The sequence below is a fragment of the Treponema endosymbiont of Eucomonympha sp. genome, from assembly GCF_001028545.1.
The window spans coordinates 1-15,225 of record NZ_BBPW01000023.1 but is presented as its reverse complement, the minus strand read 5'-3'; the positions used below and the strand labels follow the sequence as shown (position 1 = coordinate 15,225).

13 protein-coding genes and 1 pseudogene are annotated in these 15,225 nt (G+C 55.5%); 8 read left to right on the top strand and 6 right to left on the bottom strand.

What is annotated here, in order from left to right; genetic code table 11:
• Nucleotides 1-127: pseudogene (locus AWU74_RS09960) on the top strand (IS5/IS1182 family transposase); the annotation flags it as partial.
• A 352-nt stretch (nucleotides 128-479) separates the two neighbouring features.
• Here AWU74_RS09960 and AWU74_RS02130 read toward each other — a convergent pair.
• The 6 genes from AWU74_RS02130 to AWU74_RS02105 form a co-directional block, all read right to left on the bottom strand.
• Nucleotides 480-752 carry a hypothetical protein gene (locus AWU74_RS02130; RefSeq protein WP_162511070.1) on the bottom strand — a complete coding sequence of 91 codons (273 nt, stop codon included), beginning with the start codon at nucleotides 750-752 and terminating at the stop codon, nucleotides 480-482.
• A gap of 330 nt (nucleotides 753-1,082) precedes the next feature.
• Nucleotides 1,083-2,051 (bottom strand): bifunctional 4-hydroxy-2-oxoglutarate aldolase/2-dehydro-3-deoxy-phosphogluconate aldolase, encoded by a 969-nt coding sequence (eda, locus tag AWU74_RS02125; RefSeq protein ID WP_062327092.1) that lies wholly within the window; start codon nucleotides 2,049-2,051, stop codon nucleotides 1,083-1,085.
• A gap of 168 nt (nucleotides 2,052-2,219) precedes the next feature.
• Entirely contained in the window at nucleotides 2,220-2,618 is a 399-nt protein-coding gene (locus AWU74_RS02120) for an ExbD/TolR family protein (protein ID WP_062327090.1), read from the bottom strand.
• Nucleotides 2,615-3,307: a MotA/TolQ/ExbB proton channel family protein gene (locus tag AWU74_RS02115; RefSeq protein ID WP_062327087.1), complete on the bottom strand. Its 693-nt coding sequence runs from the start codon at nucleotides 3,305-3,307 to the stop codon at nucleotides 2,615-2,617. The genes AWU74_RS02120 and AWU74_RS02115 overlap by 4 nt, the downstream gene beginning before the upstream one ends.
• A 16-nt stretch (nucleotides 3,308-3,323) precedes the next feature.
• Nucleotides 3,324-4,778 (bottom strand): MGH1-like glycoside hydrolase domain-containing protein, encoded by a 1,455-nt coding sequence (locus AWU74_RS02110; protein WP_062327096.1) that lies wholly within the window; start codon nucleotides 4,776-4,778, stop codon nucleotides 3,324-3,326.
• A 264-nt stretch (nucleotides 4,779-5,042) separates the two neighbouring features.
• Nucleotides 5,043-9,569 (bottom strand): 2-hydroxyacyl-CoA dehydratase, encoded by a 4,527-nt coding sequence (locus AWU74_RS02105; protein WP_162504676.1) that lies wholly within the window; start codon nucleotides 9,567-9,569, stop codon nucleotides 5,043-5,045.
• Between the two features lie 96 nt (nucleotides 9,570-9,665).
• Between AWU74_RS02105 and AWU74_RS02100 the strand changes: the two genes are divergently transcribed.
• From AWU74_RS02100 to AWU74_RS02070, 7 genes are all read left to right on the top strand, one after another.
• Nucleotides 9,666-10,811 (top strand): aminopeptidase, encoded by a 1,146-nt coding sequence (locus tag AWU74_RS02100; RefSeq protein ID WP_062327094.1) that lies wholly within the window; start codon nucleotides 9,666-9,668, stop codon nucleotides 10,809-10,811.
• Between the two features lie 240 nt (nucleotides 10,812-11,051).
• A complete protein-coding gene (locus tag AWU74_RS02090; RefSeq protein ID WP_062327084.1) occupies nucleotides 11,052-11,432 on the top strand; it encodes a RidA family protein in 381 nt (126 codons plus the stop codon).
• 157 nt (nucleotides 11,433-11,589) lie between these two features.
• On the top strand, nucleotides 11,590-13,305 hold the full coding sequence (locus tag AWU74_RS02085; RefSeq protein ID WP_187150796.1) for a DUF262 domain-containing protein: 1,716 nt from the start codon (nucleotides 11,590-11,592) through the stop codon (nucleotides 13,303-13,305).
• A gap of 334 nt (nucleotides 13,306-13,639) precedes the next feature.
• The gene (locus tag AWU74_RS02080; RefSeq protein WP_062327080.1) at nucleotides 13,640-13,894 is read left to right on the top strand and encodes a hypothetical protein; all 255 of its coding nucleotides are present in this window, start codon (nucleotides 13,640-13,642) and stop codon (nucleotides 13,892-13,894) included.
• 2 nt (nucleotides 13,895-13,896) lie between these two features.
• Nucleotides 13,897-14,094 carry a hypothetical protein gene (locus tag AWU74_RS11420; protein ID WP_062327078.1) on the top strand — a complete coding sequence of 66 codons (198 nt, stop codon included), beginning with the start codon at nucleotides 13,897-13,899 and terminating at the stop codon, nucleotides 14,092-14,094.
• Between the two features lie 169 nt (nucleotides 14,095-14,263).
• Nucleotides 14,264-14,650, top strand: coding sequence for a hypothetical protein (locus AWU74_RS09950; protein ID WP_238580127.1), 387 nt, complete (start codon nucleotides 14,264-14,266; stop codon nucleotides 14,648-14,650).
• A gap of 34 nt (nucleotides 14,651-14,684) precedes the next feature.
• Nucleotides 14,685-15,131, top strand: a complete 447-nt coding sequence (locus AWU74_RS02070) for a hypothetical protein (protein WP_162504674.1) — start codon at nucleotides 14,685-14,687, stop codon at nucleotides 15,129-15,131.
• Nucleotides 15,132-15,225: the final 94 nt, after the last annotated feature.

Here is a 15,225-nt window from a genome sequence, read left to right as displayed (position 1 = left end):
AAACGTCTTCCGCGCCCTCAAACGCTGGCGCGGAATCGCTACGCGCTACGCAAAGCTCACCGCTTCCTTCATCGCCGCCATTCATGTCAGGTGTTTATTCCTCTATCTTCCAGTCCACACTACCTAGTGTAGCGAAATAGCTGCCTCCACGCTGTATGATTACCGTTTTTCTTACAGCAGTACCGCCAGTATCAGTACCCTGCTTACACGCAATACTGCTCATTGATATACATGCCAGTATGCCAAAAGCAATCCTATACCTGCGTTTCATAACTATTCTCTCGCCCTGCTCTGTCAGCATATCTTTCATCTCTGCCAGTCCGACGCCCTGTTATACCGCTTCCCTTCCGTTTCTGTCAACGCTTACTCGCCCGCCCCGATTCAAAAGCGGCGCACGGCTTGCCCCGTTTTTCGTGCCGTCCGCCCTCACCCGCGAGCTGCCCGCACTCATTTTTAAGCCGCTCATAAAAACCTCCGGGTCACTCATACGATTTTATGAGCGACTCATAAAAACCTCTGAGTAACTCATACGATTTTATGAGTGGTCCATAAAAACCTCTGAGTGACTCATACGATTTTATGAGCGGTCCATAAAAACCTCTGAGTGACTCATACAATTTTATGAGTGACTCATAAAAACCTCTGAGTGACGCATAAAATTTTATGCGCGGCTCAAAAACGCCGCCGCGGGGCACGTCAGACTTTGCCCGTATGCCTGCTATTTTTATGTAATACATGGATTTGACCGTCATATCTTGCCTGTACGCCGTCATAGGGAAAGCGGCAAAACCGCTTTCCCTATGAGACAAGAAAGGGAACGGGCTTTGCCCGCTCCCTTTCTCTCCATTTCGGCAGCCCCAGTCGGCGCTAGCCTATACGCTTTCACCTATAGGCAAAGCCTCTATGCCGCGAAAGTGCCGTACACGGTTTTACCTATCTGCCGAGTTCTTTCAGAGAACTCGGACCTTGCCCTTTCGGGCAACGCGGAACGCCTGTCTCCTCAAGAAATTTGAACGCTGCCCGCACCGACCTATATGCAGAGTTTTTTCAGAAAACTCTGTCGTTCGGCTGCCGCCGAACGCCTATGCCCGCACCAGGTGGAACGCGAAGCCGCTGATTTCTTTGTCCAGATAGACGATTTTCAGCGGGGTTTTGCCCGCCTCGCCCGTATATGAGGCGGTTTCCATAACCGGCTTGAAGCCGCGCTTTCCGAGGTAAGCGAGCGCGCGCTCGACGTCCCGCGTTCTGATTCCGATATGCCCCTTCGTGCCGCGCCCGTCCTGCTTCATCGTCTCAAACTCGGCGCCGCTGAAAATCGACTTGCTGCCGGGAACCGACGAAAAGCCGAACGTGCCGAGGAGCACCGCCGTCCCGATAGCGTCGGCTTCGCTCTTCGCGTTTATGCCGACGTGCGCGAACTCGAATCCGTGCAACGCCCTCACGGCGGAGCGGCAGAGCGCGCTGATTCCCGCCCAGTCGCCCGCCGCGACGAGTTCCGGCTTGACCATCCAGCTTCCCCCGCAGGCGACGACGTTTTTAAGCTTCAGATAGCCGCCGAGGTTCGCCTCGCTGACGCCGCCCGTCGGAATGAACAGCGTGTCGGGGAAGGGTCCCGCCAGCGCGTTCAGCATTGCCGCGCCGCCCGCTTGTTCGGCGGGGAAAAACTTGAGGCAAGTCAGCCCCTTCACCTGCGCCGCCATGATTTCGGTCGGCGTGGATACGCCGGGAAAGACCGGCGCCTGCTGCGCGAGGCAGAAATCGACGACCGCGGGGTCAAAGCCCGGACAGACGATGAACGCCGCGCCCGCCGCGAGCGCGGTCTTCGCCATTTCGACGGACGTTACGGTGCCCGCGCCGATAAGCGCGTCGGGCACGGCGCTGACCGCCGCCTTGATAGCGGCTTCCGCCGCCGCGGTGCGGAAGGTGATTTCGGCCGCCGGAATGCCGCCGTCCTTCAGCGCTCGCGCGAGCGGCGCGGCGCGTGCGGCGTCGTCGAGCTTTACGACCGGAATGACGCCGATATTCCGAATCTGCGCAATGCGAGTATCCATAGTGTGCTCCTTCTGTATGCGTATGTGCGGAGAGTATACGCCACAAGCCTTCGGCTTGCTACCGGGTTTGCAAAGCAAACCCGCAGGGCAGAGGGAAAAGCGGGAGAATGGCAAAGGGCAAAGCGAGGCGCCGTTTGCCGTTTACGGCAAACAAGACAGCGACGGTCTTTACTGCTTGGCCATAGAAAATGAAAATGAGTCGACCGCAAGTCCTTGCGCGAGCTCCACGAACGAAACCACCTGCTGCCACGGAGTTTGAGGGTCGACGCTCAGCGCGACGACAATATTCGGATTCCCCGCAATCGCTGCCTCAATGGCGTCCTTCACCTGAGCGGTGTTCACCGCCGCGCCTTGAAACAGCAGCGTTCCCGCCGCGTCCAGCTCAAAACGCAGCAAATCGTCTTTCAGCACCGTGCGGGCAGAATCCTTCGCCGGCAGATTCATCAAAAACCCCTTGTTTGCGTTGAATCCCGCAATCACGATAAAGTAGACGATGAGCAAAAACGCGAGGTCGCTCAGCGCGCTGGAGTTTTCCGCGGGACGACGCGCCCGCCGGTTCAGCTTCATATCGCTTTCGCCGTAGCGCTTCGCCCTGCGTTTGCCGCGCCCGCTTCGTTACGGACTGCGATTTCCGCAATGAGTTCGGAACACGTTTTTTCCGTTTCGGCGGCAAAGCGGTCGATAGCGTGCGTGACGAGCGAGTGTGCCGTGAGCGCGACGATTGCGATGATTAAGCCGAACTCCGTCGTGATAAGCGCTTCGTAAATGCCGTCCGCCACGATTTGCGCGCTCACTTCGGCCGCTTCCGAGATCGACTTGAATGCGCCTATCATGCCGGAGACGGTGCCCAGAAAACCGGTGAGCGGCGCAAGGGAGCCGATTGCGGTCAAAAAGCCGCACCCGTTTTCCAGCCGGCTTATGCAGGACAGCGCTTCCGCTTCGACCGCTTTTTCCAGCCGGCGCTCGCTCAAATTCGCGCGGCGTACGAGCACGAGTAAAATCCGCGCCCCGATTCGCCGTTTGGCAAGCGGCTGCAAATACGCCGCTGCGACCGCCGCGTCGTCCGCCTTTAGGTATGCCAGCGTCGCCTTCGCCAAGTCGTCGAGGCGGAGGCTGTGATACAGCAGGTATGCCGCGCGCTCAAGCGACAGCGCGACCGCCGCGACCGAAAACGCGAGCAGCGGCCACATGAACACTCCGCCCATAAAAAAGAGCGACACCAAGGAAACCGTTGCTTGGGCGCTTCCGCTGTTCATTTGATATGCTCCCTATTTACAGCTTTTCGAGAAACATTGAGCACTTGCCGGCCGGAATCGGCAGCGTCTTTTTCTTTTTGCCTATGACGTCGACAGTAAAATAAAACAGCTTCTCGCTTTCCACTTTGATTTCCCAGCCGCGGACGCTTTTGTTTGAAAGAATCGTAATCAAATTGCGCTTGAGCGCGAGGTTTTCAATTCCCATGCTCTCCATATTCGGAATCATCCACTCAACGGTTTTGCGCGGCAGGCTGACAACCAGTCCGACGACGTTCTCAATCATCACCGTGACAGCCGAAAGCCCGACGGAAAGCGCCGCCTGTTTCCGGGGATAGAGCGGGTCAGCGGGCATTTCCGACGGACCCACACCGCCCGGCTTATAGGCTTCCCACAGGTCGCCTTTTTCCTCCTGTTCCTGCTCTTGTTCTTGCGCACTCGCGGGAGAGAATGAGTCGAGTATAAAATACAGGTGCCGAAGGGCGTACTCGCGGGCGACGTCCCAGCGCTGGTAGCGTTCCAAACCCTTTATGACCATAAAATTAAACACGGGATACACGCTGCCGCAAAACCCGTTGCCGCTTTCGCTGAATTCGATGCTGTTGGCGGAAAGAGTCGGGAACGGGTGTTCCGTGCCGAATGTCGCGGGATTGTCCAGGTGCGAAATAAGCTGTTCGGCGCGTTCCTCGTACGGGATTTCCGCGAGCAGCGGCCAGAAGCCGACTATAGTTTTGTGCGGTAGCCGGTTGCCGTCTGCGTCCAAATCGTGATAGAAGCTTGTTTCGTTCGACCACATTTGCGAATTAATTCGCGTTTTAAGCGAAAAATAGAGCCGCTTATACCGAAAGTTCACGTCTTTGTCGTTCATGACGTCGCCGATTGCCGCCAGAAACAGCGCGTCGATTGCGACAGCCGTATTGAAATCGACCGGATACCGCACCGAACCTCGCGGGGAATTGAACATTTTCGTCGCGGCGAGCGGCGTCGCGTATAAGCCGTTGGGCTGACGGAATGCCGCTTCAATCCAGTTCATGTAGGCGGTGAGCGTCGGCATAACCTCTTTGACGCGGCGTTTGCTCGCCCCTTTGTGGTACAAATTGAACTCCGCCCACGCGAACAGCGGCAGCCCCACCCCCTCCGGATTTTCCGCGCTGCATATCGGAAGTCCGCTCTTGAGGTCATACTTCCAGCGGATTGCGCCGCTGCTTTCCTGCTTTGAATAGAAATAATCGAGGTTTTGGCTCGCCGAATAATTCCGGTTGGAATATACGAGGAAAAAGGTCGAAAATATGCTGTCAAACTGGTCTATAACGCGGCGGCCGTCGCTTTCCGGGTACAGGAAATACCCGTCCTCAGAAGGCTCGCCGCTTTCCCGGTCAACGCAGCAGTTCTGAAGCCACGCCCACGTTTGATTATACATGTCGACAAAGTCCTGGTCGTAGAAATGGATTTGGGGAAAATCATGCTTGCGCACTGCCTGTTCCTTCACGATGATGCCTCACTTGCTATAAATATAGCACATTTTCGTCCCGTTTCGCGCTTCGCGCCGAATGCCCCGCACAAAATCCCGCGTTCAGACGGCAACCTCTCTGCCGTGCCCGTCCGTCCCGCCCGCGTCGGGTTCTGTGACACGGGCACGTAGGAAGTTCAAACCCGCCCACGTAGGGAATCCATACCTGCCCACCAAGGGAGTCCCTGCACGCGCACCAAGTGCTTACCTTGGTGTCCGTGTTTCGCCTTACCCGCGCTCCGCACGGGCAAGGCGGCGCTCGTCGGGGTGCCGCCCGTTCTTCGCGTTCGAGAGCAGCAGCTTCAGCCGGTTCAGCTGGTTCACCTCGCTTGAGCCGGGGTCGTAGTCTATAGCCGCAATGTTCGATTCGGGGAAGCGGGCGCGAAGCTCCTTAATCATCCCCTTGCCGGTAACGTGGTTCGGCAGGCACGCGAAGGGCTGCACGCACGCAATGTTCGGCACGCCGCTCTCCAGCAGCTCGACCATTTCGGCGGTGAGGAACCAGCCCTCCCCCATGATGTTTCCGAGTTGCACAATGTCGCCCACGCCGTTCATCAGGCGGTATATGGACGAGGGCGGATCGAAGCGGCGGCTCCGCGCGAGCGTCTTTCGGATATGGCGGCGGTAGAGTTCCAGCACCCAGACGCAGAGCCGCGCGTTCCGCGCCGTCTTTCTGGGGAACGCGAGCTGCTCGTGCCGGAATATGCCGGTGGAGAACGTGTAAAAGAAGAAGTCCGCCAGGTCGGGCACGACGCACTCCGCGCCCTCGCGCTCGAGCGTGCCGAATATGTCGTTGTTCGCGGCGGGGTGGAACTTCACGAGGATTTCGCCCACCACGCCGACTCGCGGCTTCCGCGCCGGGCGGAGCGGCAGCGCGTCGAACTCGCGGACGATTCCCTGTATCAGCCGGTGGTAGCCGCGCACCGAGAGCGACCGTAGCTGCGACTCGGCGCGGGCGTTCCACGCTTCGTAGAGCCGGTTCGCCGCGCCCGCTTCCGCTTCGTAGGGGCGGGTGCGATACAGTACGCGCATGAACAGGTCGCCGAGCATTATCGCCATTGCGGAGCGGTGCAGGTGCGGGAAGGTGATTCGGAAGCCGGGGTTGGATTCAAGCCCCGAGGCGGAGAGCGAAATCACCGGAATGTGCCCGAATCCCGCGTCGGCGAGGGCGCGGCGGATAAAACCGATATAGTTGGTGGCGCGGCAGCCGCCCCCCGTCTGCGTAATCATCAGGCTCACGCGCGACAGGTCGTACCTGCCGGATTTGAGCGCCGCAATCATCTGCCCCGCCACCAGAATCGACGGATAACAGGCGTCGTTGTTCACGAACTGCAAGCCCGCCTCCACCGCCTCGGAGCCGGTGTCGGGCAGGACGACGAAGCGGTGTCCGGAATGCTCGAACGCCTTCTGCACGAGGCGGAAGTGTATCGGCGACATTTGCGGCGCGATTATCGTGTGCGTCGCCTTCATCCGCTTGGTGAACACCCGCCTGATGAACGCCGCCGAGCGGGGCGGCGGCTTCTGCCCGCGCCGCCGTTCGCGTTCCCGCACCGCCGCAAGGAGGCTACGGATTCGGATTCGTACCGCGCCGAGGTTCGAGCCTTCGTCGATTTTGAGCAGCGTGTATAGCTTGCCGCGGGACTGGAGGATTTCGTCCACCTGGTCGGCGGTTACGGCGTCCAGCCCGCAGCCGAAGCTCGTAATCTGCACCAGTTCAAGATTCGGCATATCGGCGGCGAACGCGGCGGCGCGGTAGAGGCGGTTGTGGTACGTCCACTGGTCGATGATGCGCGTCGGGCGCTCGACCCGCCCCAAATGCGCCACCGAATCCTCGGTGAACACGGCGAGCCCCAGCCCCGCGAGCAGTTCGGGGATTCCGTGGTTGATTTCCGCGTCGAGGTGGTAGGGTCTTCCCGCCAGCACCACGCCCCGCGCCCCGTAGCGAATGATTTCCTCCAGCGCCTCCTCGCCTTTTTCCTGTACCTCGCGCCGGAACTTTGCCTGTTCCCGCCACGCCGCGCCGAGCGCACGGCTGACGTCCGCCTGCGGGATTCCGAACCGCGCGCCGACTTCCTCATTTAGCCGCTCGGCGAGGCGCGTCCGGTCGTAAATCGGCAGGAACGGGTCAAGAAAGACGATTCCCTCCCCGTGCCGGAGCGCGTCGATATTGTTGCGGAGGGCTTCGGGATAGCTCGTTACTATCGGGCAGTTGTAGTGGTTGCCCGCGCCCACGTCCTCTTTCTGCTCGTAGGGCACGCAGGGATAGAATATGAACTTTACGCCCGCTTTAAGGAGGGACTCGATATGCCCGTGCGCGATTTTGCCCGGATAGCACACCGATTCGGAGGGAATCGTCTCCAGTCCCGCCTCGTACACGGCGCGGGTGGAGCGCGGCGAAAGGCGCACCCGGAAACCCAGTTCGGTGAAGAACGTGAACCACAGCGGGTAGTTTTCGTACAGGTTGAGTACGCGCGGAATGCCGACCTCGCCAAGGGGCGACTGTTCCGGCGCGAGCGGCGCATAATCGAACACGCGCCGGTATTTCCAGTCGAACAGGTTCGGCAGCGCGGGCATATCCCTGCCCCGTTCGCGCGGGGCGTTTCCGGCGTTGCTCGCGTCGATGCTCGCTCCCGCCTTTTTGCGCTCAGACTCCGCGCCGCGCTCGCAGCGATTGCCCGTGATGAAGCGGCGCACCAAGCCGTTCGCGGTGAAGGTGTTTATGGTCAGGAGGCAGTTGTTGGCGCATTTCCCGCAACGGCGGAGGTCGAGCGACACGCTAAAAGATTCGAGCGCTTCCGGTCCCGCAAGCTGAGAGCGGATTTCGGGGAGCGGTGCTTCACCCCCATTCTTTTCGGCGAATGCCTGCCGCAAATCCTGCCACTGGTCGCGGGCGATGAGCGCGGCGCCGTAGGCTCCCATCAATCCGGCGACGTCGGGGCGGTACACTTCCAAGCCGGATATGCGTTCGAAAGCGCGGAGCACGGCGTCGTTGCTGAACGTGCCGCCCTGCACCACGACCTTTCTGCCGATTTCCGCCGCATTGCGGAGCTTTATCACCTTGAACAGCGCGTTTTTGATGACCGAATACGACAAGCCCGCCGATATGTCTGCGACGGTCGCGCCTTCTTTCTGCGCCTGCTTCACGCGGCTGTTCATGAACACGGTGCAGCGGCTGCCCAAATCGACCGGGTGTTCGGCGAGCAGGGCTTTCGCGCTGAACCCGCGGATATCCATGCCGAGCGAGCGGGCGAAGTTTTCGAGGAAGCTGCCGCAGCCCGCCGAGCACGCCTCGTTGAGCTGAATCGACGCGATCGCGCCATCCTTCACGCGGAGGCATTTCATGTCCTGCCCGCCGATATCGAGCAGGAACTCGACGCCGGGCACAAAGAAGTCCGCCGCGCGGTAATGCGCAATGGTTTCCACCTCGCCCGCGTCTACGCTGAGCGCGGCTTGGAACAGCGCCTCGCCGTAACCGGTCGAAACGGCGCGGGCTATATACGCCGCGGACGGCAGCGCGCGGTACAAGTCCTTGAGCACCCGCACCGCAAGGTCGACGGGGTTTCCGGCGTTCGCGGCGTAGAACTGCCACAGAATGCGCCCCTCGGCGTCAACGAGCACCGCCTTCGTCGTGGTGCTTCCGGCGTCAAGCCCCAGAAACAGGGGTCCCGCTGCCGCCGCCAAATCCCCTGCGAGCGCCGTTTCCGCGCCGTGCCGTTTGCGGAACGCCTCCAGTTCCGCCTCGTTTTTGAACAGCGGTTCCAGCCGCTGCACCTCGGTCATCTCGGCGTTTACCAGCTTCTGTAAGTTCTCGCGGAAGGCGGCGAGGGCAAGGGGTGGGTGTGCCGCGCTGCTTTCAGGCTGGCTTTCCCCGCCTTCCACTGGGCATACGGGACGCGCCGAATATGTCGGGCAAGCCGAATACGCGGCGCCGAGCGCGACGAACAGCTGCGAGTTCTCCGGCGCGACAACGGCGTCTCCGGTCAGGTTGAGCGTCTTGATGAAATGTTCGCGGAGCTGGTCGAGGAAATAGAGCGGACCTCCGAGGAACGCGACGGTGCCGCGTATCGGCTTGCCGCACGCCAAGCCGGATATGGTCTGGCTCACCACCGCCTGAAAGATGCTCGCGGCAACGTCTTCGCGGCGCGCGCCTTCGTTGATAAGCGGCTGCACGTCGGTTTTGGCGAACACGCCGCAGCGGGCGGCTATCGGGTAGAGCGTTCCGGCGCCACGGGCAAGCTCGTTCAAGCCCGCCGCGTCGGTTTCGAGCAGCGCCGCCATTTGGTCTATGAACGCGCCGGTGCCGCCCGCGCAGGTGCCGTTCATACGCTGTTCCACGCCACCCGTGAAGTAGGTGATTTTCGCGTCCTCGCCGCCCAGCTCTATGGCGACGTCGGTTCCGGGGGCGAGCTTACGCACTGCGAGGGTCGACGCGGCGACTTCCTGAATGAACGGGATAGCGAGCCACTGAGACACCGAAAGCCCACCCGAGCCGGTAACGACCACGCTAAGCAAGCGGCTGCCCTCGCCTTTCGCCTCAACCGCGTCCAGCGCCTTATTCGCTACGGAGATGATTGTGCTGCGTATATCGGCGAGGTGCCGCTCGTAGTCGCCGTACAGCACCGAATCGTCGTCGGCGAGCACGACGACTTTCACCGTCGTGGAGCCGACGTCTATGCCGACCCGGAGCGGCTTCGGTGCGGAGGCTACCGCGCGTTCGGGCGCGGTATGCGGTGCTGCTGCGTGCGTCTGTGCCATAAATCCCTTCGTCCGCTAGCGGAAATGACATAGTAGCAGACACGCGAAGGAAGGGCAACGTTGCGCGCGCCGCGCAGGGCGTGCTACGATACGCCTGTGAAAACTGCCCTTGAACAACAAATACGCCGTTCGGCGGAGACCGTCGTGCGGGACGTGTGCGCCCTGAAGCGCGGCGAGCGGGCGCTGATCGTCAGCAACCGGGGACCGGTGCAGGCGGTAGCCGAGGCGCTCTATGATGCGAGCGCCGACGCGGGCGCGGTGCCGACGCTTATACTGCAGGGCGAAAAGACGCTGCTGGACAACGCGGACGGCGCGGTGCTCGAAGCGCTCCGGAGCGCGCCCGACGCGCTGTTCTCGATTTCCGCGCAGAAACTCGGCAAAGACCCCGCCGGAACCGCCCGCCCCTATGCGGCTCCGAACGGGAAGACCTATACCCACCTGTTTGATTATCTGCTTCACGGCACGAATACGCTCCGCGCGATATGGACGCCGGGAATCACGCCCGACATATTCGCGCGGACGGTGAATATCGACTACGCGGAACTAAAGGAACGCTGCGCCGTGCTCTGCGCCCTGTTCCGCGGAGTCCGCTCGGTGCGCGTTACGTCGCCGGGCGGGACGGACATATCCGTACCGGTCGCGGGGCGCGGCGCCTTTGCCGACGACGGCTCGTTCGCGCTGCCGGGAACGGGCGGCAACATTCCCGCAGGGGAAGTATATATAAGCCCGAACGTCGGGAGCGGCAATGGCACCGGGTGCCGCGGCATTATCGTGTTCGACGGCTCCATAAGCCTGCTGAACGGCACCCGAATCATCGATACGCCGATTGCGGTCTCCGTGACGGACGGCTTTGTCGGCGCGGTCGAAGGCGGCGCGGCGGCGGAAGCCCTGTCCTCCGCGCTCGCCGAAGCGGAGGGCGCGGCGCGCGCAAAGGAAGCGGCGGGGTTGCTGCCCGCGGGCGAGGGGGCACGCTACGCGAAGAACGCGCGGCATATCGGCGAGCTGGGAATCGGGCTTAATCCCGCAGCGGCGGTCAGGGGCAACATGCTTGAAGACGAAAAGGCGTTCAAGACCTGCCATTTCGCCGTCGGCTCAAACTACGACGGGGACGCGGACGCGCTGATTCACCTTGACGGCGTGGTGCTGAACCCGACGCTCGTGTTTGAATACGGCGACGGCAGAACGCTCACCGTCGAAAAAGACGGCGAGCTGCTGCCTTCCGCAGAGAATAAGCGCGGATGAGCGCCCCGCAAGGGATTACGCGTTTTCCCTTACGGGCAACGTTCGAGTTTGCTTCGCAAACTCGCGGTATCCAGGCAGCGCAAAACCGGAGGGCAAACACGCGCTCACATAGGGCGTATATCTGCCCTGATATACTTTGTAATGTTTTTCACGTTCCGCATAGATTTTTCCAACATTCGGCGAGAAGCTCGTTATGTTCCGCTGCAAAACATTCGAATATATCTGCATAGGGAGGCATATATGAAAACTATTGCTACGATGAAAGCGCCCGGAGCTATCGGTCCGTATTCGCAGGGCATTATTGCGGGAAATCTGGTGTTTACCAGCGGGCAGTTGCCGATAAACACGGCGACCGGCGCACTTGAAACCGCAGATATACGGCGCGCGGCGCGGTATTCGCTCGAAAACTGCCGCGCGGTGCTTGAAGCGGCAGGAGCCGCGCTGGGCAACGTTGCCAAAACGACGGTGTTTTTGACCGATATGGCGGATTTCGGCGCGTTCAACGAGGCATACGCCGCGTTTTTCGCCGGAACCGGAGACCCGCCAGCGCGAAGCTGCGTGCAGGTTGCCGCCCTGCCGAAAGGAGCGAAAATCGAAATAGAGATGATTGCCGCGTTATAAACGAAGCGGACGCAGGGCGAACACCCTGCGTTTTTCTGTAGCCACATTTTTGCGGTCCGTTCAACCCTGATATATTTTGGTTGTTTGTGAACCTGCAAGAAAAAACTGAAAAATTCGGTACGGCGGTGTCCGTGCCGCCGAAACAATGGAGGCTAAAATGTTTGACAGTACGAATGTTTACACATTACGTAAAATTTTTGAAAATTGTAAGAGTATACGGATTCCACCTTACCAACGTGCGTATAGTTGGGGAATAAAACAATGGAAACAGTTTGTCGGTGATTTGAATGATCAAAAATCGGGTAAAACATATCATTTGGGGCAATTTATTTTTGAAACATCAAATGATGGTCACTTGTTTGTTGTTGACGGACAGCAACGTCTTCTAACAACTGTCTTATTTTTTGCCGCCTTTGCAAAAACAAGCAAGGCAAAGAACGTGGATTGTACAGCACTTGATCTATATTTATTTAACACAATGCACGCTATTGAAGACGATGACAAAGTTTTTTCAGCTATAAAAAATGGCGATTCTGTTGACAAAAATAGCAAAACACTAATGCATTCACAAAAACAAATGGTAGAAGCGTTTGTCTTTTTTGAAAAGGTACTCAGCAAATACGACGAGATAAAACTAAATAGTCTCCGGGGTGCGCTTGAAAATGCAGTTGTCGGAGTATTCCCCATAAAAAATAGATTGGAAGCGACGCAGGTTTTTGAATATCAAAACAGCCGTGGTATTCCAGCTTCGCAGTTTGAACTGATAAAAGCATTTTTGATGCATCAAGTTTATTTCAACTCCTCAGACGAGGAGGCGAATGAAAATATAAAAGGCATACAGAAAATTGTAACCGACATTTATCGTTGTATTGAGGAGGTTGATGGTTATTTTACCGAAGATCACCTTATGGATCGTTATTGCTGGTTGAAATATAATTGCGAGGGCACATTGTCGGCTATCAAAAAAATCACAACCGGCGTTGACGAATCTGATGAGGACGGCGAATCCGAAGAAAGACCTGATACCAGTATTAAAACCATTAAAGACGTGAATAGCTTTTTTAATGGATTCCTCGAACTCTGCCAAGCTGCGCAGAATATTGTCAAACAGGCTTCTATTAATCCATTAGTCGCCAACTTATTTTTACTGTCAACAGATTTAAATTGGGATTATCTTATTCTTGCGGTTTTAATTAATGGTAAGCCTTCAAACCCCGATAGCCTCTTGAAACTAATTGAACTTGCGTGTATTCACATAATGCTCGTAAAACTCGATAGTGTCCAACACAAGAAAAAAGATTTCTTGTGGGACTGGGCACGTAAATTCTATCATGATGGTCTTGCTATTGATACTCTGCTTATTGGACTCAGAAAATTTATCAAAAAAGGCGAATGCCCCGACGGAAAAGAGTGGTCAAATCTTGTAGACCTTATTAGGAAGTATAAACATATTCAGTACCATTACAGCTATCCTGAGGCAACAAAATACATACTCTGGCAGTACGAGAACAATCTGCGTAAAGAAAGCGGCTTACCCAGACTATTAGATAAAAAATTATATGGCAAGTATACTATAGAACATATTCTGGCGAGAAATTCTGAAGCGAAAGAAAATACTGAAACTTTTCAGAAACGATGGTTGAATAACATTGGCAATTTGTCTCTGCTTTCTACGCAAGACAATTCAAGTCTTTCGAACCATTCGTTTGACGAAAAGAAAAGAGAAAAGTATAAGGAGCTTGCAGATAAGAAGGAACTTGTCCTATATAGTGAAATTATTGATAAAGCGGAATGGCGGCAAACAGAGGTAAAAAACCGCCGAGATAAAATCTGTAGCTTTATTGATAAGTGTTTTAGTCCAAATGGCAAGTAAGGTGCTTTGCGAGGGCTCAAATTGTGCGCTGACCGACAGGCGAGCGACAAACCCGGACGTTGTCTGTGCGGGGAACGTGAAACTCGGATAGCACGCCGAAGGCTTGCGGCAGTCTCTTAAGGAAACGGTTGCCGGAATTGTATGGCGATATGGCGGGAAGGTACTACTCTATAAAGGTTTCGCAGAACACCGCGAGTGTCCCGTTATATTCTACCAAGGTTTAGTTATGTTCTACGAAGGCTTGGTAGTATACTACGAGACTTTCGTAGAACACTACGAAAACCCTGTAGAACATAAAAGGGGGCATCAACGCCCCCTAAAAGGAGCGCAAGTTATGGCTGGAGACTTTATTCCCCACGCGGGCGGGGCGTTTTTAGAGTGGGCAAAGACCTTGATAACCTATGTGGCGGCACATTTGACCGGTTTTAACATTCAGGAGGCGGCGCTTGCGCCCATTCAGACCCTGCTCGCCGACTATCAAACGGCTTACGACAGAGCCGAAAACCCTAACCGCGGCAAAGCGGACGTTTTGGCAAAGAACGAGGCGCGGGACGCGCTCAAAGCGGCGCTGCGGACGTTCACGGCGTAGAATTGCGCTGGTCTCTGCTGGAAGCCGCGCCCGTTTCTATTGCGGACTTGCGCAATTCAGCCTTTGCCACGGCGACGCCCTATATATTTTCATTTGACGAGCCGGACAGGGGCAAGATCTTATACATTTGTCCCCGCTGGGAAAACAATAAAGGGGATAAAGGACCCTGGGGCGAAATTGTAAAGGCGATTGTGCCATAAAAAGTATGGCATACTAATCAGTAGTAGCGAGGCACGGAGCGGCACTTCGTAGCAAATTCTTTATTGCGCCATTAAAAATGTCGTAAACTTTTCACGTTATGCGCAATTTTCGCGCCCCTTATTGACAAAATAAAAAATATTAGATAATTAATGTGGTGGTAGGTTATATATGAATGTCTATAAAAGTTTTAGGATTTTATTAATTTTTGTTACTATCTCATGTTCTCCTCAAAAAATGTTGAATTTTAATATGAGTAATACAGAAATAGCGGCATATTATAAAACAATAGATAATTTGATTGACAGAGAAAACAATAAAACAATTTATCTTGATTCTATTGATGATGAGCTGTATACAAGAATAATAACCGAACGCTCTGATAAAACCAAATATTTTTCAAATACCCTTTATTTTTATTATAAAGGCATATCACATGTCTGGGACAGAAGTCCGGTAAAACCTGACGGGTATGTTGATTTTACCAATTATTGGTATAGGCATGAATATAGTAGCCCTCAGAAAAAATATTATGTTCAATACTATTCTGACGAATAGTATAAATCCATTACAAACTTTTCCCGGATATATTATGATAGAAAAAGATATACCGGTATATGAAAATGTATTTAATGACGGAAAACTTATTGAAAGGAAAGATGTTGGACTCTTAAAAGCTGGAACAGTCATTGAAATAGACGGTATTCCGACTGATGGGTATATCTTTGTGGTAAAAGATCTAAGTTTGCAAGGACTTATAAAGGCAAGCGATATAGAATTACTTACACATTTGAATAAATCAGTAGCATATAAAATGATAGATGAAAAACTGTATAGATTTATTGAAGGACGTCAGATAGAAATAGATATTGACACGTCTGGATATTACGAAAATGGTTATAGATATATTCGGAACGAATTTAATAATCATTCATTAGATGCGTTTTATTTTTGGGAGATTTTGGGTGATTATCTATTTGATGAAAACGGCGATTTTGTTGACGTGGTAGGATATGGTCCAGATTGGACTGGAAAGTAATAATTGCAGTATGGCTTTTTTTGATTATCATTGCCAAATGGCACGAAAACTTCGCCGTAACATACAGTTTACGCTGCGCCGCAGTAGCGGCTTG